The sequence below is a fragment of the Phormidium sp. FACHB-1136 genome (assembly GCF_014697375.1).
Lineage (GTDB): Bacteria > Cyanobacteriota > Cyanobacteriia > Phormidesmidales > Phormidesmidaceae > Nodosilinea.
This window is the reverse complement of sequence record NZ_JACJRS010000007.1, coordinates 1-20,782: the sequence shown is the minus strand read 5'-3', so window position 1 is coordinate 20,782 and position 20,782 is coordinate 1. Positions and strand designations below refer to the sequence as shown.

The window sequence follows — 20,782 nt, the reverse complement described above, 5'->3', positions numbered from 1 at the left end:
AAGGAGACCTCACCCCTACGGTGTTTGGGGTCAGGAATCGGGGTGATCTCACTCGGATTGGGTATAAACCGTAACTTCGGTGGGTTGAGTCTGTTTGGTTTCGTAGTAGCGGCAGGCCCAATAGCCAACGCTGTAGATCAGGGTGGCATCGGTGGCCACGCCCACGGCAGTCCCTAGCCAGGGCAGGGTTTCAACCAGCCCCAGGCCCGATTTCACCAGCCCCGACGCCGAGGCCGAAAGCAGCCACACGGTAAACACCTCTCCCCGCCGCTCGCTGTCCTCTGGGGAATAGCCATAGATGGCGGCGATGCGGTAGATCATAGTAGCTTGCAGGGCGGCCACGGCTCCCACATCCACCCAGGACAGGAGAATGGCCAACGGTGGGGCCAGGTTAGTGGCGAGGCCCACTCCAGCCGCCTTGAGGGTGGTATCGGCCATCACCTGGCGGGCCAGGGCGCGTCTATCGGCCTGGGGTTGGGTGCGGCGCAGGTCGTCTACCCCCTGGCGCACCTGGTTGACATTCACCTGGCCCAAGGCCGCCAGCAACCACCGCAATCCCGGCACCAGCGTTAACCCCTGCATAAACGGATGATTGGCCACGGGGGCAACCACCTGCCCCACGCTGGCGGTGAGGGGTTCTAGCCAGGGCTGGCAGGGGGCCATCACCCCATTTCCGGCCTGGGCGAGGGCGTCATCCAGGGCTTGCACCAGACCTTGGGCGAGGGCAAGGGCGGTTTGCATCGCGTCTTGGGTAACCGTTGGGTCGGGTTCGGTCGTGGTCGCCTCTGGCGGAGAGGCGCTGAATAAGAGGGGCATGGGCAAGGCAGGTATAGACAACGGCGAGCCTGGGCAAGGTGGGGCTAAACATCCCCTTAGTTGGCGGGATACACCGGGTCTTTGTCGATCATCACGGGGGCTTGGTAGAGCAGGGCGGTGAAGGTGACCGTAGAACCCAGCCCTTCGCCCATGCTAATGAAGTGAACGGTGCCGCCCATGGCTTCCACTAAACGCTGGGAAATAGCCAGCCCTAGCCCGGTGCCGCCATACTGGCGAGTGCGTTCGCCATCCACCTGACTAAAGGATTGAAACAGGCGATCTTGCTTTTCGAGGGAGACACCAATTCCGGTATCAATGACGCTGATTTTAACGGTTCCGGGCCAGGTGTTGCCTTGATATTCGGCCTTCTGGGGTTTTACTTCGGCCTGGATGGTGATGGTGCCTTCGTGGGTGAATTTCACAGCATTGCCCACCAGATTGAGGAGGACTTGCAGCAGCCGTTGATAGTTGCCGTTGAGGGTAATTTCGTCGCGGGTGGCGGGCAGTAACATCTTGAATTCCAGCCCCTTTTGTTCCGCCAAAGGACGGGCAAAGTTTTCCACGTTGGCCAGCAGTTCCTTGAGGTTGACGGGCCTCATATCAATCTGCATTTTGCCCGCTTCAATCTTGGCAATATCCAACACATCGTTGATGAGTTCCAGCAGGTGAATGGCGGATTTGTGGGCCTCTTGTAAAAAGTCCTGCTGTTCTTCGGGGTCATCGGCCATGCCATCGAGCACCAGCTTCAAAAAGCCGATGATGCCATTTAGGGGCGTTCTCAATTCGTGAGAGGTATTGGCCAGAAATTCGCTCTTCAGCCGGGAGGCTTCCTCGGCCTGCTGACGAGCTTCCTCCGCTTGGCGACGGGCCTCCTGAAATTCGCGCTGCTTCTCTAGCAGGCTGGCGTTGGCCTGTTGCAGCTTAATGGCGAGGGCATGGCTTTCGGCAAACCGCTGGGCATGGGCGATGGCCGTTCCCACCTGATCGGCCAAATCAGTGATCAACCCCAGCTCCACCCCCGTCCAGGGGCGACCGTTCGCGTCGTAAATCAGAATAAACCCGTTGATTTGGTTCTGGTATCGGGTGGCCACCGCCAGCACCGACGCCTGATTCCCACTGACGATATCCTCCCCCTCGGCGGCCATCTGGGCCATGCCCTCCGGGCTAACGGGGTCGAGGATGGCCCCGGCATACTGCGCCGCCCGTTCTAGATGGCCCTGTTCGCTGGGGGGTAGGGGTTGCCCTCGCCACTGGGGCCAATCGGGCCGCAGAAGGTACTCCGCCGCCACCAGAGCCGAGGCGGCAGCGGGCACGGTGCAAATCAGGCAGCGATCCGCCTGGAAGAGATCCCCCAACCCCTCCACGGTCTGCCGCTGAATCGTGTCTAAATCCAGCGTCCAGCGCACGTTGCGGGTGATTTGGTTGAGGCGAGGGGCGTAGGATTGCAGTTGGGCCAGGGGGCCAGCCTGGGAGACATCCATGGCCGGGACAAGCCCCTCCGCTAGGGGCGGCGATTCCTCGGCCATGGCCTCTTGCCATAGGGGAGAGTCGGCCCAGTAGGCGGTGGCGATGATCCATTGCCCCTGGCCATCGGGGGTGAGCAAGGGCTGAAAAACCCAGGTCGCCTCCAGGCTATAGGCTCCTAGGGGACAGCGTCCCACCAGCGTTTTGGGGCTGGATGAATGTTGGTCTGGGTATGAAAGAAGAGGGGAGAGGGCGTTGGCCTCGCTAAAAGCCACCATTTCGGTGAGAGTGCAGCCTATCCAGTGCTGCGTTAGCCCCTTGGGCACCGTTTCCTGGCCTAGCGCCTGCACCGAAACCACGGTTCCCCCCGGCGTTAAGACCACCACCCAAATCGGCCCCAGGGTGGCCGTGGGCCTGTCTACCGGGGCATGGGCGGGGAGATCGGAGGCGGGCGGAAAGGGGGAACCGTGGGAAGCACTCATGGGGACTGAGGGTGGGGCAATACAACGCCATGACATTCCGGACTACAAAGTCCGGCCTAGGGATTCCAGCCTAGTCGTTCCATTCACCCTTGGGGGGCACCGTAGGGTTGCGGGGCAGGGTGCGCACCAGGTCGTCTTCCGAACGGCGGTCGCCCCGGAGCCATTGACGTAGGGCCACCTCAATCACCTTAGCGGGGTCGGAGGTCAGGTGTTTCACCTGATCCAACAATTCTCGATCAAGCTGCACTGAAAGTTCAACCTTATCGTTGGGGTTGGGTGCAACGGGGGACGCAACGTCTTCCATAGTTCCGTGGGCTGCCATCGCGGCAATAAAGGGTTCACTCATGGTTCTAGTTTAATCCGTCCCCGGACAGGCAACGGCATCCCATGGCCCTGAGTAGGCAAGGGCTGACAATTAGCGACGAAAGGAAGGGCCATGTTCCCACGATCCCCATGGTCTCTGGTATCCCTGTCTAGTGTCCCTGTTTAGTCGCCCTATTGCGGGACAAGTCCTTCGTCCGAACCGGGGCAACGAAGGACGGGAAGATACCATTACAATAGGTAAAGCCTACAGAATCCCTTATCCCCCTGGTACGCCTTTTATGACAGAGGTTCCCGTCTCTCAGATTCGTAATTTCTCGATTATTGCCCACATTGACCACGGCAAATCGACCCTGGCGGATCGGCTGTTGCAGCGCACGGGCACCGTCAGCGACCGCGAAATGAAAGAGCAGTTCCTCGACAGCATGGATCTGGAGCGGGAACGGGGCATCACCATTAAGCTCCAGGCTGCCCGCATGAACTACAAGGCCCAGGACGGCAAAGACTACATCCTGAATTTAATCGACACTCCGGGCCACGTCGATTTTTCCTACGAAGTGTCCCGGTCGCTAATCGCCTGCGAAGGGGCGCTGCTAGTGGTGGATGCCTCCCAGGGGGTAGAGGCCCAAACCCTAGCCAATGTTTATCTGGCCTTGGAAAACAACCTGGAAATCATCCCGGTGCTGAACAAAATTGACCTGCCCGGTGCCGATCCAGAACGCATCAAAGCCGAAATTGAAGAGATCATCGGCCTCGATTGCAGTGGGGCGATCCTGGCCTCCGCCAAGGAGGGAATCGGCATTGATGAGATTTTGGAGTCCATCGTTTACCTCGTACCGCCGCCCCAAGACACCGTGGAAGAACCCCTACGGGCGCTAATCTTCGACAGCTACTACGACCCCTATCGCGGCGTCATCGTCTACTTCCGGGTGATGGACGGCACCATTCGCCACAAGGACAAAGTGCGGCTGATGGCCTCCGGCAAGGAGTACGAAGTTGATGAACTAGGCGTGTTGGCCCCCGGTCAAGTCAAGGTCGATCAACTCCATGCCGGGGAAGTGGGGTATTTCGCCGCCTCGATTAAAGCCGTGGAAGATGCCCGCGTGGGCGACACCATCACCCTGGTGCAAAACCCCGCCACCGAAGCCCTGCCCGGTTATGCCGAGGCTAAACCTATGGTGTTCTGCGGCCTCTTTCCCACGGCATCGGATCAGTTTGAGGAACTGCGGGAAGCCCTAGAAAAACTACGTCTCAGCGATGCGGCCTTGCAATACGAACCCGAAACCTCCAGCGCCATGGGGTTTGGCTTCCGCTGCGGCTTCTTGGGCCTGTTGCACATGGAAATTGTGCAGGAACGCCTAGAGCGGGAATACAACCTAGATCTCATCACCACCGCCCCCTCGGTAATTTACCGAGTCACCACCATCCAGGGCGAAGTGCTCGAAATTGACAACCCCAGCACCCTGCCCGACCCCCAGGCCCGCGAAAAAATCGAAGAACCCTACGTCCAGCTCGACATGATTACCCCCGAAGAGTACGTGGGGACGCTGATGGAACTGTGCCAAGGCCGCCGGGGCGAATTCAAAGACATGAAATACCTAGCCCAGGGCCGCACCACCCTGATCTATGAGGTGCCCCTGGCTGAGGTGGTAACGGACTTCTTCGACCAAATGAAATCCCGCACCAAGGGCTACGCCAGCATGGAGTACCACCTAATTGGCTACCGCGAAAACCATCTGGTGCGATTGGATATTCTGATCAACGGCGACCAGGTGGATTCCCTCGCCTCCATCGTCCACCGCGACAAGGCTTACTACGTGGGCAAAGCCCTGGTGGAAAAACTCAAGGAACTGATCCCCCGCCACCAGTTCAAAATTCCCATCCAGGCCGCCATTGGTAGCCGAGTGGTGGCCAGCGAAAGCATCCCAGCCCTGCGCAAGGACGTACTCGCCAAGTGCTACGGGGGCGATATTTCCCGCAAGAAGAAACTACTGCAAAAGCAAGCCAAGGGTAAAAAACGCCTCAAAGCCATCGGCACCGTGGATGTACCCCAGGAAGCCTTCATGGCCGTCCTCAAGCTCTCCTAATCACGGTAGAAACATGGGGGCAAGGTCGATACATCCCAATCCCTTGCCCCATATTTCAACCTGTCAACCGATAGATGCAAGAGAACTCCGCCTGTTTAGGGGCATGGGGCCAGCCGATTCGCCGCCACCCAGCCAACGGGCTGGTTAGACAGCCTCCCACCATCCGCTCGATAGACCTGCACAATTTTGTCATTGCCGACCTGTCGCACAATGCCAGTTAGGTGAACATAGGTTCCGCCAGTCAATGCACCGATTTGAGTGCCGGGTGCCCTCTCTAGGTCTGAGGTGGAATAGACCAACACCTCCGCCGCGTTAACGCGCCGACAACTGCCTACCTCGCCTTGGTACTCACGAAGATCGTCATGGGATGGAGGGGCGGTCAATTGTGCAAAAGCCCCAACCATGGGACTTAGAACAACTAAACTCACAACCCCAGCCAACCCTCTTTTAAGCCAAGGATCAGATTGGAACCGTGTAGATGTAGACCGAGTAAATGCAGCCATAAAAACCGTTCCTTTTCAAGAATTACGCGACAAACAACGCATCATTTTTTTGCAAGACCGACCAAGAATCTTGCGAAGTAGATGGTTGGAATCGACCATAGGAACGCACGGAACCATACAATAGTCGCTACGCAAGGTTCGGCAGCGCTGACCAGATGTAGCGGGTATGATTGCCGATACTAAAACCGATGAGACGCCTTCCTTGAGACAGGAATGGATAGATGTCTGCCTCAGGGAGATCGGCGAAAAGACCTGTGACGAGAGGAGTGAATCTAAGTGTCATTCCTCTGTGAGCTAATTGCCAGTTAGCGACCACAATGTCAACATTGCCACTTTGATACGGTTTACAACTACCATTATTATCAATACCCTTCAAATTAGCATAAGAATATTACGAAAAGGACATCAAAAAGTCCTTAAGAGAATCTGAACTTCACCACTTAACAGCCTCGTCGATAATGCCTAAGCCGACTGACTCCACCGATTCTTTGGCCCCTTCAAGCCACCAGACATCGCCCTCTCAGGTGGTAGCAGACTCCCGAAAAACAAATAGTTCAAGAGTACCAAAAAGATCTAGCCCTCCTAGATTTTGGGAGCGAATGCGATCACGGCGAACTAAAACCGTGGCTGGGTGGCTGGGTCTTGTGGTGCTGGCGTCGGGAATTGTGGGTGGATCTTGGCTACTGGAAAATCTGCGGTCTAAAACAGAGCAACGGCTGGCGGATCGACTGCAACGACCTGTGGAGTTGGCTGGGGTGCGACGCATTTCCCAGCGTGGGTTGCATTGGGGCCAGGTTCATCTTCCTCCCACGGATCGCGATCCCTCTTCGGTGGTCATTGACGGAATCATTTTGGGTATTGATGGCCAAGCCGGACGGCGGGGGCAATGGCCCCAGGTGACAGTCACGCTGGTGCGGCCCCAAGTGGCGGTGGTGCAGCGGCAGGATGGGGCATGGCCAACCCTATCTCGGCAAGGATGGGCTGAATGGACGGTGCAGAACAGAGGGGAAACGTCAAGTCTCGCCCAGCGGGTATCGTCCCTGCGCGTAGAGGATGGTCGCCTGACCGTAAGCAGCCAGATGCCCGATATGGCCCATCCGCCCTTGGTGTTTGAGGGACTTAACGGTGCGGTACAGGCGGGGGAGTTTGGGGGAAATCAGCCCTTGGCTGTGGATCTGTCGGGACAGCATGGCCCTGGTTATGTTGAACTGTCTGGCGGTGTTCATCCCGCTGATGGCCGGGGGCATCGGCGGCTGTCCCTGACGGCTAGGGGGGCAAATTTGCCGATGACGGGCACCAACTGGCTCCTGCCTGCCCCCTTCACCCTGAAAACGGGGGTGCTGAACGGTAATCTAGCCGTTACCCTGCCACTAACGGTGCAAAACCAGCCGGATATGAAGCATTTGGAAGTGCAGGGGATGGTGATTGCCCAGGCGGGCCAGGGGCAACTGGGGCAGGTGGCCGAACCGCTGAACTGGCGTAGCACCCTCTGGTTTCAGGGGCAGCAAGTCACCCTCCACGATACTAAGCTGCAACTGGGGGAGTTGTCCCTCTCGGTGGATGGGACGGCGGGAGTGGCCACGGGCTACGACTTAGTGGCACAGGTGCCGACTATCGACAGTGCCGCCCTAGAACAGTTGATCGGCCAACCGCTGCCCCTGGCTCCGGGCCAAACCTTTGAGGGTGCCCTGCGCCTAACGGGGCCATGGCAAGACCCAGCCCTCGAACTGTGGACGACGGGCGACCCTCCAGCGGGATCCTTGGCCCTGCCCCTGGATCCAAACTTCATCGCAACGGCAGTGGGTATGGCCATGCAGGGGCTGCCCCTGCGGCGGCGGATTTCCTTAATTGAGGGGGCTAGCTACAACTTTCGCGGCAATGGGGCTTGGTTTACCCTGCGGGATGGTACCGTGGTTCCGCCCCTGTCGGAGTCGGCCTACAACAGGGCTAGGGCTAGGTTTGCCACGACCCTTTCCCCAGGGCTGGATCGCAAGTTTTTCTGGTTTTTGCAGACGGGGCCGTATGTCACTGCCATTGCAGCGGATTTGGAAAAGGGAAAGCTGGAAGACTTTCGACGGGGGCAACGCTTTGACACCGACCGCTTCTTTTTAGACTATTTCCTGCCCATCTATATTGAGTCCAGTCGAGCGGCAGGGCTAGATCCGGGCGAGGCCCTGTGGATGCTGGATCACTCCCTGCGTACCCTCCATGACCCGCTACTGCGCACTCCCCAGGCCACCCCCATCACCAGCGGGGCAGGTACTGTGGGGTCGTTCTGGCAAGACGAACAGGATTTGTCTATGAAGCAAATGGTGTTGCGGCCCTTCTTTGCCCAAACAGGGCCATTGGGGCAATGGCTGCGGTTTGGGGTGGTGAAACATTTGGAGCAAAGTACACAGTTAGACAGCCGTCGCTTGGCCAGTACACCGGAAGTGCTCTCAAAATTGCCCAACGTTACCTACGGAGCCGAAGAAGGGGCCATTGCCCTCGCCCTCGGCATTGTGCAGTTTCCCAGCCAGGGCATCTATAGCCCGGAGGTGCGCACCCTGGCGGAACGCATCGTTGACAATGAACGCCAAAAGCAGACCCTCCGCACCGCCCTCACCGATCAGCTTCGCGCCTTAGCTACCCAGCACCCTCGCCCCCTCGCCCTGGCTCTGGCCGAAGGCATCGCCACCGGAGATTTGGGTCTTGGCGAAACCCTAACGCCCTCGGCAGCAGCCCACCTGAATGGCGGCAATATTTTATCGGTGTTGGTGTCACGCAGTGAAAAGGCGGGCTACTCTCTACCAGCCGCCTATACCAATGCCCGCGCCCTGCTGAAGGAATGGTTGCGGGGGGAAGGCCAAACCACGCCCGCCGATTCCCTGGTGTTTGCCCTCCTGCGCGACTACGGCCTCAGTCCAGCCTTTTGGGACTGGCTGGGTCAGCAACTTCCGCCTCTGGCACCCCAAGCCGAGGACGCCCTGGCCCTTGTCCAGGATTACCACCAAGCAGCCACCGCCGGAGCCGTCCTCCAGGAGGCGCTCTATGCCGCCATGGTGCAGAGCGACGAGGACATCAGTGTTAGCGCTACTATCAAGCAGGCGATTGGCTTCCAAGCTCAACTGGCCGACATTTTAGACCAAGCCCTGGCCCCCGCCGACCCCTACGATCCGCGCTACATCGCCTTTCGTCGCAGTTTAGCTATTTACCTCCGGGAAGCTCCCGATATTTCCGTCTATGGGGGGGCTCCCGCCACCCTCCGCGCCTATGCCCAGGAAACTCTGAATGTGCAGGAACTCCTAGCCGTTGATGTCGCTGCCGCCCCCCGTGCCCAAGCCCTGGCGGCGATCTATGCCGAAGCCCGCGCCCATCGACTGATTGACGAATGGGACGTGCCCGGTTTTCAGCGGTTGATGCTGACAGGGGCGATGCTGGCGGCGGGGGTGAACCGCGATGATCTGCCCTCGGCCCTGCGTTCGGTGGGCTTTCCCAGTGCCGAGTTTAGGCACCATTTGCTGTTTGCCGTTGGCGTGGAGGGTATTGCCGTGGAGGCCACTCGCCTAGGGGTGCAGGCCCACGACTACCGAGTGCCCTTCCAGCCTGTCCCCCTTCCCGGCTACCTCGCCCCTTCCTTTCATGGGCCAGACGCCCTCGCTTGCCCCAGCCAACCCACCCTCGCCGCCATTGCCCTTGGCCCCAGCAGTCAGTTCATCTGGCACGAACCCAGCCAACGGGTCTGGCTCCAGCGGGCAGAGGTCTCCTGCTACCTCTCCGCTGACTGGGGTGGTCTCACCTTTCCGGCCCTGTTGGAAACCGTGCCCATCGATCATTCCCCAGCGGGCCGCGACCGATTGCAACACAAACTGGAAGAAGCCCAACGCCTAGAGGCAGGCTTATTTTAGATCCTAGGGGTTATCCCACGGGAACGTACCACTGCACATCCAGGGGATGGGCGATGATGTCGGGAATTTCCCGCATTAGTTCCTCTAGGTAGGCGGATCGGTAGTAGGTTTGGAAGGCTATCTCGTCTTGCCATTCACCAATGGCCGTGAACTCGGCAGGATTGGCGTGGCCCTGCCAGAGGTCGTAGCGCAAACACCCAGGCTCTTGACGAGCCAGTTCCGCTACCTCAAGCATTAGGGCTTTGAGGGCAGATTCCTGGCCGTCCTTCGCCATGACTGTGGTAATGGTGCGTACACCGATCATCGTGGTTGTCCTTAGTATTGCTGGGTCATCGTCATTATGGAGGGTGGCTAGAAAAATAGAACATGGTGGTGTCTTGGTCATGCCTGGGCAACTCTTGCCAGTGCCCTTCTCCAAAACCCAATCCCATGCCCTATTGCCACCGCCCGATCTGCCCCTATACTGAAGGCTAGCCGGGGGCTTTCCCTGCATCGATCCCCATGGTCAAGCTGCTGCGTTCTGGTGATTGCTGCCCATGCTCAGTCGAGTTGCCGATTCCATCTACTGGATGAACCGCTACGTGGAGCGGGCGGAAAATGTGGCCCGTTTCGTGGATGTGAACCTAAATTTGCTGTTGGATGCCCCCGTCGGTATGGAGCAGCAGTGGGAGCCGATTGTGATTACCACGGGGGATCAGGAGTTCTTTCGGCAGCGCTACGGTGAGGCTACGGCGGAGAATATCCTCAAATTTCTTACCTTTGATCGGGAATATCCCAACTCGATTATTTCCTGTTTGCGGTCGGCGCGAGAAAATGCTCGCTCGGTGCGGGAGGTGATTTCTTCGGAAATGTGGGAGCAGGTGAACGACTTTTACCTGATGGTGACGGAAGCCGCCGATGGGGGGCTGATCTCAGAACTGCACCACTTTTTTCCGCAGGTGAAAATGGCCAGCCACCTGTTTGCCGGGGTGATGGAGGCCACCATGGCCCACACCGAAGGTTGGCACTTTGGTCAGTTGGGGCGATTGCTAGAGCGGGCCGACAAAACCGGGCGCATCCTCGATGTGAAGTATTACATTCTGCTGCCCGCCGTCACCGATGTGGGGTCTTCCCTCGATGACCTGCAATGGATTGCCCTGCTCAAGTCCGCTAGCGCCTACGAAATGTATCGCAAGCGCCAGTATCGCATTACCCCCCGTGGGGTGACGGAATTTCTGATTTTGAACCGCGAATTTCCCCGATCCATCCTGTTTTGTCTGCTCCAGGCCGAGCGGTCGCTCCACGAAATTTCGGGCACCCCCCCCGGCACTTGGCGCACCGATAGCGACCGTGCCCTAGGTCGGCTGCGTTCAGAGCTGGACTATCTCACCATCGACGAAATTACTCAACAGGGTCTCCACGAATTCTTGGATAACCTGGAAGTGCGCCTCAATGAGGTAGGCGAGAAAATTTTTGCTGACTTCTTCGCCCTCTAGCGGTTCTCATGCCAGCGAAGTACAGGCAAGGGGCTTAAGCCCCTTGTTATCAGGCTGTTGAGCTTATTGAGGCGTACCTCGTCCACTAGGAAACTGCTATAGGGCGTGTCATCAAATAAGCCAGAGGTCTCCTCGTCCGCTGATACCGTGGGTAAGCCAGCCGGATTTAGGATAAGAGATCCCAGATCCAACGGCGGGTCGTCTGGCTCAAGGTGGATCATCTTCAACTATCAGGTCAAAAATGTCAGTTCAAAAATAACGGCAAAAAAGTGATCCGTTTTTTGAAACCTTCGGTACAATCTAACCGCATTGCCAATCAAGATTCTGGGGAGGACGATTTCATTTCACCGTTCGCTTAAATTTCTAGGCAAACCCTAGGAAACGAGTTAGGGAAACAAATCGGGTTTCACATTAGTCAAAAAAGTTGCGGTCGTCGTCTAGGCAGGCGTCCCAACTGGCTGAGAGCGCATCGGCCACCATGGCTTCCAGGGCGGCGGTGTTGACGGTGCGGGTCATATGATCCTTCATGGGGTCGGACAAGGGCACTAGGCGCAGCCGTCGGTTGTCCTGAACAAGGTCAAAATGGCTTTGATCGCCGTTGGTTTTCCCCATTTCGAGGTAGTCAAAGCTGTGAACGTTGATGTAGAGCGTATGGTTGGCGACGAGCGTGGCCTGCTGGGGATCGGCAAAGACTTCCATGATCAGCCCTTGGTCAGCGGAGAGGACAAGGCCATCTTCCAGGTGGCTATAGCTGACTTGGCCAAGATCTTGCAGCAACCTAAGCATATCCGCCTTATTCACAACCATGCCCGTGTCTACTAGACAGGGTGCGAGGGTGCCTAGGTCTCTAACACGCTCGTGATTCATAGATTTTTAACCACGCTACGGCAATCCGTGGAGCAGGTCGAGTAATGGTTGCTCCCGACGCTCTACATCCACGATACTCGATATTCCTAGGAATGATCTGTCCTGATCAGTTCTAATCTGGCGTTTCCTGGAGCCAGGAAGCGGTAATCTGGGGCTAAAGCCGCATCCCAGGCGAATTCTGGTAGACGATCCGCACGGCCATCGTGGTACTGAAATATTTCGTCATACCAGGGCGGGGGATCGCGGATCGGGTGCCCTGGTTTGGGTGGTTGGGGATCCTTGGCCACCCGGTTGTAGATCATCCCGTTATTAGGTCACCCCGTCCTATTGGAGTGTTGCCCTTGTCGCCTTGGTTTTGCTCAATGGCCACGGCCCTAGCCCGTCTGTGGGCACAGTTGGGCGGGGCGATTTTGTTCTACACCATCTTGCCCCTGCCTCGTGGGTGGGTGCCGCAGTTTGAGGGCATTGCGGCGTTGGCTCCGTGGGTCGGCGTGGGGTTGGGCGTGGGGCTGGCTGGGGTGGACTGGGCTCTAGAGACATTGGGTTTGACGGCCTTGTTCCGCAGTGCCCTGGTGGTGGGGCTGTGGCTGGGGCTGACGGGGGGACTGCACTTGGATGGCGCGATGGATACCGCCGATGGTCTCGCGGTGCAGGATCGTGATCGGCGACTGGCGGTGATGGCCGATAGCCACAGTGGAGCCTTTGGGGTGATGGTGGCCATCGCCATTCTGGGGCTCAAAACCCTGGCCCTGGCGGAGTTAACGGTGGGGCGTCCGGGGGGGATTCTCCTCGCGGCCCTGTGGGGACGGTGGGGCCAGGTGGTGGCCATCGCCCGCTATCCCTACCTCAAGGCCACCGGAAAGGGAGCCTTCCATAAGCCTCACCTACGGCTACCCTGGGCGTTGCTAGGTGGGCTGGGGGCAAGTCTGCTGACGGGGGCGCTGTGGGGTTGGCTCTGGCCTGATCAGATGGCCTTGGCGTTGGGGGTCTGGGGTGGGGGGTTGGCGTTGGCCATCCTGGTGGGGGCTTGGTTCCAGCGTCGATTGGGGGGCCACACCGGAGATACCTACGGAGCCACGGTGGAATGGACGGAGGTGCTGGTGCTGATCTGGGCGGCGGTGTTAGCGAAACTCCTTTAAGAGCGGTGGAGAATGCGATTAAACCAAGCTTCAAAGCGATCCCCTAGGGCGGGGAGGGAGTATTCGGCCTCGGCCTGACGGCGACAGGCGGATCGATCCAGGTCATCGATGCGCTGGATGGCGGCGGCGAGGGCGGCAACATCGTCGGGGGGAACGAGCCAGCCCGTGGATCCTGGCTGCACAATTTCGGCGGGGCCACCCCGGTCATAGGTGATCACAGGCACCCTGCAGGCTAGCGCCTCAATGGCCACGTTGCCAAAGGCTTCTACCCAGCGGTGAGTCATCACGAGGGCGCGGCACTGGCCTAGGACGGTCTGAAGATCGTGGGTGGACAAAAAGCCAAGATAGCTGGCTTCGGCCTGGGGAAACCGCTGACATAGGTGCTGCCAATAGGCTTCGTCCTCTAGCTTGCCCAGAATCTTGAGGGGAACCTGGGCAATCTCCGCCGCCGCCAGGGCATCCTCCAGCCCCTTTTCTGGCGAAATGCGCCCTGACCAAGCCAGCGCCTCGCCAGGGGTGGGACAAAACTGGTAGCGATCTAGGTTGATGGCACTGCTGAGTAACGTAAAGGCATCGCCACAGCCAAAGGTCTCTACCTGGGCGCGGGTGGAGGCTCCTAGGCGACCCGGAAACCGATCTGCCACCTGCTGTACTGCGTCATCTAGAGCGTCACTGAGGGAACCCATGGTGACGAAGTGGGCCACGGGGGTCTTAAAAAAAGAGGTGAGGTAAAAGGGCAGCCAATCGTAGGCAAAATTGACGATTAAATCAAACTGGCCCTGGTGTTGTCGTCCATAGTCCCACATATTTCCCAACACGCTGTTCGGCGGGAGAACCATGGGATCACTCCGGTCGCGGGTGTGGGCGGTGGGCTGGGGTTGGCCTGGGATACCGACCACGGGCACATCGGCCAAGACCGACCCCGCTGGGGCCACCACCGTTACCCCATGGCCGCGCCGCCGTAGTTCCTGGCTGAGGTTTAAGAGCCTGAGTTCTACCCCACCCCCCAAGCCCGAACCTAATGGCCCCACGGGGGTAGACATCAACAACAAACGTAGCCGAGACCGAGACATTGCCTCTTCCTTCCCATGAACACAGCCTGAGAAAACGATACCCGACAAACCGCCCCAAGGGTGGCATAGAAAGAGGCGATACCCCAAGGAACTGACCTAGGAACTCCCATAGCTTTCATCTCAGGCTCTCACGGGTGCAGGGAATCTTTTGGGTAAGGTCTTTCTGCTGCGGAGGGGCCCAAGGAGGGGGGGATAGCACGATCCCACTGCCCTAAGGCCCACTGAGCGGTGGACTGCACCTCCGGGTCGGGATCCTGGGTCGCGTGGATCAACAGGGGGCGAACCTGCCCTAGCGCATCGTGGAGTCGGCTGAGATCACGGATGGCATTTTTTCGCACCTCTGGGCTGCTGTCTTGCAGACCGAGCACCCAGGCTCGCTGGATGGGCTGAAGGCTGCGGTTCCCAATTTCTGCTAGGGCAGCAAAAATGAGGCTCTTTTCCTGGGAATCTGCCACCATGAGGCCGTTCACTAGGGGCTGAATGGCGGTGGAATTGCCCCGCTGGCCCAGTTCCCAGATCGCCCGTCGGCGCACGGCGGCATCGGTGCTACTCAGTTCGCCCACTAGGGTGCTGACGATGTTAACCGGGGATAAACGAGCCACTTCGGGCTGGGAGGCTGAGAGATTACCCGCTGCCCGCTGGGACACCGCCAGGGATAAGGAGTCGGTCGGTCGGTCGGCCAAACCCCCCGAATTTGCCCCATGGAAGTCCTCTGGGGCAACCTGGTCTAAATTGGTCTGGTCTGGGGATGGATAATCTGAAGCTAAATCTAGGATGGCCTCTAACGCCGAGTCGTGGGCTACATGGTCATTCTCAGCCCTCCCTCCGCCATAAACATCTCCATCAACAGGGGCGAGAACCGTGCCGGAAACCGCTGGCTCCGGGATCTCTTGACCTGCTGAAGTACCACGGCCTAGGCGCTTTATACCCCACCCGATCCCGACTAGGGCGATTCCCGCCAAGGGCAAGGCCAAGAACCGACGGAATCGTCGTCTAGGGCTGGTCTCCGTATCGGTGGCGGGATCGGTGGCGTCCGGCGTGGGGGATGGGGCGGGTGGAGTTTCACCGGATGGATCAGCGGGGGGTGGGGTTACCGCCGATGGTTGGACAGGGGCACTGGAGGTAATCAGCGCGGGTACCTCCGTCTGGGTGGGGGTGGGGGTGGCGGCAGACAACAACTTGGGCGTACTCATGCGCTCCCAGGTGTTGTTATCGAGCCAGCCTGTCATCGTCAGCCCCGCACTGGCTTGAAAGGCCTTCACGGCCTCCTGGGTGGCGGTGTTGTAATTCCCGTCTATGGGGCCAGAGTAAAACCCGAGCTGCGTGAGCTGCTGTTGTAGAAGGTTCACCCCCGGAGAATTGGCCCCTGGCCCTAGGAGCACCGGGTTAGAAGGGGGGATCACGGGGGTGGGGGCCTCCGCTTGGGCGGTTTGGATCAAAACCCTACCCTGACCCCAGGCCGCATCTATGGCCGTGCCCCCGAATACCACCGCAGGCCCCATCCCAAGGGAGAACAGGCCCTTAATCCAGCGAATTTTGATGGCCTTTGCCCTGCCCATATTCAACAGCGATTAGGGGAACGTCGTACTGAGGAAGATGCCCCAAGGAACTAGATGACCCTAAGTTAACCCACGACTGGGATAGTTGAGCCATTGTGGCCCCATTGCTGTGCAACTGAGTTGGCTGCTGTGCCGCTTTTTGAACAAGCCCCTAATCCGATCCAGCGGTGCCGGTCGGACTCGCTTCCCAGGCCAAGAGCCACTGCCGAAGACGCTGGGTGAGGGATTCGCGGCGGTTAATCAAATAGATGCTGACCAGGGTAAAGCTTACCCCCAGCCATTGTAACAAGGAGAGCGTTTCCCCCAAGAACAGATTGCCAAAACATAGGGCAAACACGGGGGTTAAAAAGGTGAGGGCACTGAGGCTGGTGAGGTTGCCCTTGGAGGCCAGAAAAAAGAAAATACCGTAGGCGATGGCGCTGCCGAAGAGGGTGGAATAGGCGATAGCGGCCCAGTCCATTCCGGTGAGCCCCTGCCAAGACTGGGTTTCGGTGAAGGCGGAAAGACCAAAGAGGGGAATGCCCCCCAGCACCATGTGCCAGCCCGTAGCCACCACCGCATCGGCATGGCGACAGATGTAGCGAATTAAAATTGTGCCCGTGGCCATGGAGAGGGCCGCTAGCAGCATCAGCCATTCTCCCCCTTGCAGCAGAGTATCTAGGGCCGTGCCCGCCGTCAGCCAGTCGGTATTGCCATGGACGAGGGCGAAAATCCATTCATCGGGCAGACCCAGTAAGCTAATACCCGCAATGCCCCACAGCAGGCCAATCCAACCCAGGGCACCGATGTGTTCGCCAAACAGCCCCCGCGCCATCACCGCCACCGCCAGGGGTTGAGAGTCGATCATCACCGACCCCAGCCCCGCCCCGGTGCGCTGCAACCCCGACGCCAGAAAGCCCTGGAACAGGGTGCCATCCACCAGGGCAAATAGGGCAATCCACAGCCAAGCCTTGCCGCTCAGCCGTTGGGGACGCCCCAGCCACAAACTGACCAGCAACACTAGCAGCCCCGCTGGCACCATGCGCATTCCGGCCATGAAGAAGGGCGTGGTATGGGGCATGGCTCCCTTCATCGCCACCATGGCGGTGCCCCACAGAAAGAAGGGGGCAATCAACAGGATCGGATGGCGGGGGGCGGGCTGAGCGGAGGGGGAGGAGTCCATGGGCAAATCAGGCGAATCTTTTAGAGTGGGGACAAATGGCGCTGGACAACTGGTTACAAACTATGGGTTACAAACTATGTAGAATTGTGTCCAAGTGTCTGGAGCAAAGCTTAACGCAGTTCTGCGGTGGATGCCGTAACCCGCTCCTAGCCTTTCAGAGCGTCGCCCAGGGGATTGTTAAGTTAGCTACAATACATCGTAGTCTTTTGACCTTCCGGCTCGTAATTCCGACCTTCCGGACTGGGTTCAGTCCCTCCATCCCTTCCTTCTACACTGCTATGATTTGGCCGATTCCTCCCCGTTCCCGCAAGTCCATTGCCCGCCTGGAAGTTAACGGCGCGATTGGTGCCGCTACCCGTAAGCGGGCGCTCGAAGCCCTAAAAATGGTTGAGGAGCGTAAGTTTCCGGCCCTGCTACTGCGTATCGATAGTCCGGGCGGCACCGTGGGCGACTCCCAGGAAATCTACACCGCCCTGCGCCGTTTACAGGAAAAGGTCAAAATCGTCGCCAGCTTTGGCAATATCTCTGCCTCTGGGGGCGTCTACATCGGCATGGGAGCCAATCACATCATGGCCAATCCCGGTACCATCACGGGCAGCATTGGGGTGATTTTGCGCGGCAACAACCTAGAACGCCTGCTGGAACGGATAGGGGTGTCGTTTAAGGTGATCAAGTCGGGGCCGTATAAAGACATTCTGGCCTTCGACCGAGAACTCACGGACGAGGAAAAAAACATCCTGCAAGATCTGATCGACGTGAGCTATGGCCAGTTTGTGAAAACCGTCGCCGAAGCCCGCCGCCTCAGCGAAGAGACCGTGCGTAACTTTGCCGATGGCCGAATTTTTACCGGGGAACAAGCCCTCGCCTTGGGGGTGGTAGACCGCCTAGGCAGCGAAGAAGAGGCCCGCCGCTGGACAGCCGAACTGGTGGGCCTCGACCCCGACAAGGCCGAATGCATCACCCTCGGCGAGAAAAAGGGAGGTCTGCGAAGGTTTTTCCCTGGCAGCAGCGAAGGCCAAGCCCTGAAAATTCCCCCCGCCCTAGCTGCCGCCGGAATTGCCCCCAGCACCCTCAGCGCCACCCTCGACTGGATCGCCTTTGAGCAGTCCACCAACGGCCTACCCCTGTGGCTCTACCGCCCCTAGCCTAAGTGAGGACGCCCCTTGGTAGGATGGGGAACAGAAAGATTCGCTAATATGAGCGCTGGGCCTGCACCAACTCCATCCCTTAGGGTGGGTGGGGCGCAGCCCCATCGGCGCAATCAGCGCAATCAGCGACTTTAATAAACTGACATTGACTTTACTTTGACATCCTGGAGGATAGGGCGTGGACTGGCGAACCTGGGCAATTCGGGGAGCGGTGACCGTAACAGAGAACACCGAAGCAGCCATGGCAGAGGCGGTAACGGAGCTTCTGGATGTCCTGGAAACCCGCAACCAGCTTGATCCCTCTTGCATCATCAGCGCCACCTTTTCCGTCACGCGAGACCTCGACGCCATCTTCCCCGCCGCCGTGGCCCGTCGCCGTCCGGGCTGGGATAGTGTGGCCCTCCTAGATGTTCAACATATGTATGTCGAAGGCAGCTTGCCCTACTGCATTCGGGTGCTGCTCCATGTGCAGTTGCCCATCGTTCACCCCGCCATCACCCACGCCTACCTACGCGGAGCCGAAAGCCTTCGTCCCGACCTCAGCCTCACCTCTACCTCAGCCTAGGCCAGGTAACCCAAAGGGCTGAGCCGTTGGCTTTTGGTCGTTCGATCTGAACTAATTTTAGCCAGGGCCATCGCCCGGGTTAGCCCTGCGGCAACGGGCCTAATGGGTACTTGGCAAGGGTTCTCAGGTTGTATACAAAACTTTGAACGGCCCAAATCTCGTGGATTTTCCGTAATTTCCGTCATCATTGCTTAACACGAGTTGGTAAAGTCCCGATCTACGATGGATAGGGGAAAACGGTGTCTTTAGGCACAGTTATTTTTGAGAGACACACGAGAGGTTGACGGCTAACCATTGAACCTACCAGGCAGAACCCGCCAACTGTGGCGCTGCCGGGGCCAAGCCTTTGGGGGATTCCCCTGTCGTCTTTTGGGTCTGGATGCGCTGCGATGGGTCGCCGATTGCCGGGGAATCGTTCAATGCCGGGTTGCCGACTTCACCACGCACTACTTCAGAGGTCGAAGGATGGGAATTGCCAGCACAAATCCAACCACCGGAGCCACCATTCAAGTTTTCGATGAAATTAGCGATGTTGACCTGGATTCCAAACTCGTCCAGGCGGCAGAAACATTTTTGACCTATCGCCACACCCCTTTCAGCCAGCGGGCCGAATGGATGCGGGGGGCGGCGACGGTTTTGGAGACGAACAAACAAGCCTACGCCAAGCTGATGACCCTGGAAATGGGCAAGCCCCTAGCGGCAGCGGTGGCCGAGGTGGAAAAAAGCGCCTGGGTCTGTCGGTTCTACGCTGATCACGCAGAAGCCTTTTTGGCCGATGTGCCCGCTAGTACTGACGCCAGCCGCAGTTTGGTACGCTACCAGCCCTTGGGGGCGATTCTGGCGGTGATGCCCTGGAATTTCCCCTTTTGGCAGGTGTTTCGCTTTGCGGCTCCGGCACTGATGGCGGGGAATGTGGGGCTGCTGAAGCACGCTTCCAATGTGCCCCAGTGCGCCTTGGCCATTGAGGAGGTGTTTCAAAAGGCGGGCTTTCCGACGGGGGCGTTCCAAACTCTGCTGATGGGAGCCTCCCGCATTGAAAAACTGGTGGCTGACGACCGCATCAAAGCGGCGGCATTGACCGGGAGCGAACCCGCTGGAGCCAGTTTGGCGTCGGCCTGTGGGCGGCAAATCAAAAAGACCGTGCTGGAACTGGGGGGCACCGATCCCTTTGTGGTGATGCCCAGCGCCAATTTAGACGAAGCCATTGCCGCCGCCGCCACCGCCCGGATGTTGAACAATGGCCAGTCCTGCATTGCCGCCAAACGGTTCCTCGTCCATGAAGCCATTGCTGACGCCTTTGAAGCGGGTCTGCGGGACAAGTTCGCGGCGTTGACCGTGGGCGACCCCATGGCCGAGGGCATCACCGTGGGGCCATTGGCGACCCCCTCCATTTGCGAGGAACTGGAGCAGCAGGTGAAGGCTTGCCTAGACCAGGGGGCAACGGCGCTGATCGGCGGCAATGTAGCGGCCTTGAAAGCCACCCTACCCGCCGAATTCCAAGGCGGCAACTGGTTCCCGCCCACGATTTTGACCCACATTCCCTCCGGCACTCCGGCAGATCAGGAGGAATTCTTTGGCCCCGTGGCCTTGGTGTTCCGGGTGTCCAGCTTGGACGAGGCCATCCAAATCGCCAACTCTACTCCTTTGGGGCTGGGAGCCAGCGGCTGGAGCCAAGATCCTACCGAACAGGAGCGCCTGATCAACGAGCTAGAGGCGGGGGCGGTGTTCATCAACAGCTTTGTCAAATCCGACCCGCGTTTGCCCTTTGGCGGCATCAAACGATCCGGCTATGGGCGCGAACTGGGCCGCGAGGGCATCCTGGAGTTTGTCAATACGAAAACCGTTTGGGTGAAGTGATGGCTGATCCCCCCTAGCCCCCCTTAAGAAGCAGGGTGGTTTCATACCAGCAAAGAAAAATGAGGATGGGTTGAGATGTTATTCGGATCCTCAACCCATGGCCCTCATAGAACAATTAAAACAAATTCCAGATCATCGCCATCTCCGGGGACGGCGTCATCCGTTGTGGATGCTCCTGATGGTGAGTGTGGTGGGCTTCTTGTGCGGCTATCGGGGCTATCGTCCCCTGGCAGACTTTGCGGCGTTGTATGCCGATGACCTGCGAGAACGTCTCGGGTTAGCGGAGGCCCAACCGATGCCGTCCTACTCTACGTTTCGCCGAACGTCGTTGGCCGTAGATTCCCACGGGTGGGTGGAGGCGTTCAATGCCTGGGCTA

17 protein-coding genes are annotated in these 20,782 nt (G+C 58.7%); 8 read left to right on the top strand and 9 right to left on the bottom strand.

What is annotated here, in order from left to right; genetic code table 11:
- Nucleotides 1-48: 48 nt before the first annotated feature.
- The 3 genes from H6G62_RS03650 to H6G62_RS03640 all read right to left on the bottom strand — a co-directional run bounded on the left by H6G62_RS03650 (nt 49) and on the right by H6G62_RS03640 (nt 3,066).
- Nucleotides 49-816: an EcsC family protein gene (locus tag H6G62_RS03650; RefSeq protein WP_190492758.1), complete on the bottom strand. Its 768-nt coding sequence runs from the start codon at nt 814-816 to the stop codon at nt 49-51.
- A gap of 56 nt (nt 817-872) precedes the next feature.
- Entirely contained in the window at nt 873-2,762 is a 1,890-nt protein-coding gene (locus tag H6G62_RS03645) for an ATP-binding protein (RefSeq protein WP_190492757.1), read from the bottom strand.
- Nucleotides 2,763-2,832: 70 nt separating this feature from the next.
- Nucleotides 2,833-3,066: a hypothetical protein gene (locus H6G62_RS03640; protein ID WP_190492809.1), complete on the bottom strand. Its 234-nt coding sequence runs from the start codon at nt 3,064-3,066 to the stop codon at nt 2,833-2,835.
- A gap of 298 nt (nt 3,067-3,364) precedes the next feature.
- Between H6G62_RS03640 and lepA the strand changes: the two genes are divergently transcribed.
- Nucleotides 3,365-5,170, top strand: a complete 1,806-nt coding sequence (gene lepA / locus H6G62_RS03635) for a translation elongation factor 4 (protein ID WP_190492756.1) — start codon at nt 3,365-3,367, stop codon at nt 5,168-5,170.
- Nucleotides 5,171-5,265: 95 nt separating this feature from the next.
- Here lepA and H6G62_RS03630 read toward each other — a convergent pair whose 3' ends face one another.
- The gene (locus H6G62_RS03630; protein ID WP_190492755.1) at nt 5,266-5,553 is read right to left on the bottom strand and encodes a hypothetical protein; all 288 of its coding nucleotides are present in this window, start codon (nt 5,551-5,553) and stop codon (nt 5,266-5,268) included.
- 719 nt (nt 5,554-6,272) lie between these two features.
- Here H6G62_RS03630 and H6G62_RS03625 point away from each other — a divergent pair.
- Nucleotides 6,273-9,560: a hypothetical protein gene (locus tag H6G62_RS03625; protein WP_190492754.1), complete on the top strand. Its 3,288-nt coding sequence runs from the start codon at nt 6,273-6,275 to the stop codon at nt 9,558-9,560.
- Between the two features lie 10 nt (nt 9,561-9,570).
- Here the strand turns inward: H6G62_RS03625 and H6G62_RS03620 are convergent, their stop codons facing one another.
- A complete protein-coding gene (locus H6G62_RS03620; protein WP_190492753.1) occupies nt 9,571-9,864 on the bottom strand; it encodes a putative quinol monooxygenase in 294 nt (97 codons plus the stop codon).
- A 232-nt stretch (nt 9,865-10,096) separates the two neighbouring features.
- On the opposite strand from H6G62_RS03620, the gene H6G62_RS03615 reads away from it, so the two are divergent.
- Nucleotides 10,097-11,035, top strand: a complete 939-nt coding sequence (locus H6G62_RS03615) for an alpha-E domain-containing protein (protein ID WP_190492752.1) — start codon at nt 10,097-10,099, stop codon at nt 11,033-11,035.
- 411 nt (nt 11,036-11,446) lie between these two features.
- On the opposite strand, the gene H6G62_RS03610 is transcribed toward H6G62_RS03615, so the two are convergent.
- Nucleotides 11,447-11,902, bottom strand: a complete 456-nt coding sequence (locus H6G62_RS03610) for a hypothetical protein (protein WP_190492751.1) — start codon at nt 11,900-11,902, stop codon at nt 11,447-11,449.
- A 362-nt stretch (nt 11,903-12,264) separates the two neighbouring features.
- On the opposite strand from H6G62_RS03610, the gene cobS reads away from it, so the two are divergent.
- A complete protein-coding gene (cobS, locus tag H6G62_RS03605) occupies nt 12,265-13,041 on the top strand; it encodes an adenosylcobinamide-GDP ribazoletransferase (RefSeq protein WP_190492750.1) in 777 nt (258 codons plus the stop codon).
- Here cobS and H6G62_RS03600 read toward each other — a convergent pair.
- The 3 genes from H6G62_RS03600 to H6G62_RS03590 form a co-directional block, all read right to left on the bottom strand.
- Nucleotides 13,038-14,114 carry a glycosyltransferase family 4 protein gene (locus H6G62_RS03600; protein ID WP_190492749.1) on the bottom strand — a complete coding sequence of 359 codons (1,077 nt, stop codon included), beginning with the start codon at nt 14,112-14,114 and terminating at the stop codon, nt 13,038-13,040. The genes cobS and H6G62_RS03600 overlap by 4 nt on opposite strands.
- A 128-nt stretch (nt 14,115-14,242) precedes the next feature.
- Nucleotides 14,243-15,673, bottom strand: coding sequence for a peptidoglycan-binding protein (locus H6G62_RS03595; RefSeq protein WP_190492748.1), 1,431 nt, complete (start codon nt 15,671-15,673; stop codon nt 14,243-14,245).
- 151 nt (nt 15,674-15,824) lie between these two features.
- Nucleotides 15,825-16,835: a DMT family transporter gene (locus tag H6G62_RS03590; protein WP_190492747.1), complete on the bottom strand. Its 1,011-nt coding sequence runs from the start codon at nt 16,833-16,835 to the stop codon at nt 15,825-15,827.
- A 278-nt stretch (nt 16,836-17,113) separates the two neighbouring features.
- Here H6G62_RS03590 and sppA point away from each other — a divergent pair, with 278 nt between their 5' ends.
- The 4 genes from sppA to H6G62_RS03570 all read left to right on the top strand — a co-directional run.
- Nucleotides 17,114-17,980, top strand: a complete 867-nt coding sequence (sppA, locus tag H6G62_RS03585) for a signal peptide peptidase SppA (RefSeq protein WP_190492746.1) — start codon at nt 17,114-17,116, stop codon at nt 17,978-17,980.
- A gap of 181 nt (nt 17,981-18,161) precedes the next feature.
- Nucleotides 18,162-18,548, top strand: a complete 387-nt coding sequence (aroH, locus tag H6G62_RS03580; RefSeq protein WP_190492745.1) for a chorismate mutase — start codon at nt 18,162-18,164, stop codon at nt 18,546-18,548.
- A 465-nt stretch (nt 18,549-19,013) separates the two neighbouring features.
- The gene (locus H6G62_RS03575; RefSeq protein ID WP_190492744.1) at nt 19,014-20,405 is read left to right on the top strand and encodes an NAD-dependent succinate-semialdehyde dehydrogenase; all 1,392 of its coding nucleotides are present in this window, start codon (nt 19,014-19,016) and stop codon (nt 20,403-20,405) included.
- Nucleotides 20,406-20,502: 97 nt separating this feature from the next.
- Nucleotides 20,503-20,782 (top strand): transposase family protein (locus H6G62_RS03570; RefSeq protein WP_190492743.1); only part of this gene is annotated, 280 nt, incomplete at its 3' end.

Bases quoted from the DNA above. Each gene is read 5' to 3' on its own strand.
- H6G62_RS03650 (WP_190492758.1), bottom strand. From the start codon at position 816: ATGCCCCTCTTATTCAGCGCCTCTCCGCCAGAGGCGACCACGACCGAA.
- H6G62_RS03645 (WP_190492757.1), bottom strand. From the start codon at position 2,762: ATGAGTGCTTCCCACGGTTCCCCCTTTCCGCCCGCCTCCGATCTCCCC.
- H6G62_RS03640 (WP_190492809.1), bottom strand. From the start codon at position 3,066: ATGGAAGACGTTGCGTCCCCCGTTGCACCCAACCCCAACGATAAGGTT.
- lepA (WP_190492756.1), top strand. From the start codon at position 3,365: ATGACAGAGGTTCCCGTCTCTCAGATTCGTAATTTCTCGATTATTGCC.
- H6G62_RS03625 (WP_190492754.1), top strand. From the start codon at position 6,273: ATGCGATCACGGCGAACTAAAACCGTGGCTGGGTGGCTGGGTCTTGTG.
- H6G62_RS03620 (WP_190492753.1), bottom strand. From the start codon at position 9,864: ATGATCGGTGTACGCACCATTACCACAGTCATGGCGAAGGACGGCCAG.
- H6G62_RS03615 (WP_190492752.1), top strand. From the start codon at position 10,097: ATGCTCAGTCGAGTTGCCGATTCCATCTACTGGATGAACCGCTACGTG.
- H6G62_RS03610 (WP_190492751.1), bottom strand. From the start codon at position 11,902: ATGAATCACGAGCGTGTTAGAGACCTAGGCACCCTCGCACCCTGTCTA.
- cobS (WP_190492750.1), top strand. From the start codon at position 12,265: ATGGCCACGGCCCTAGCCCGTCTGTGGGCACAGTTGGGCGGGGCGATT.
- H6G62_RS03600 (WP_190492749.1), bottom strand. From the start codon at position 14,114: ATGTCTCGGTCTCGGCTACGTTTGTTGTTGATGTCTACCCCCGTGGGG.
- H6G62_RS03595 (WP_190492748.1), bottom strand. From the start codon at position 15,673: ATGGGCAGGGCAAAGGCCATCAAAATTCGCTGGATTAAGGGCCTGTTC.
- H6G62_RS03590 (WP_190492747.1), bottom strand. From the start codon at position 16,835: ATGGACTCCTCCCCCTCCGCTCAGCCCGCCCCCCGCCATCCGATCCTG.
- sppA (WP_190492746.1), top strand. From the start codon at position 17,114: ATGATTTGGCCGATTCCTCCCCGTTCCCGCAAGTCCATTGCCCGCCTG.
- H6G62_RS03575 (WP_190492744.1), top strand. From the start codon at position 19,014: ATGGGAATTGCCAGCACAAATCCAACCACCGGAGCCACCATTCAAGTT.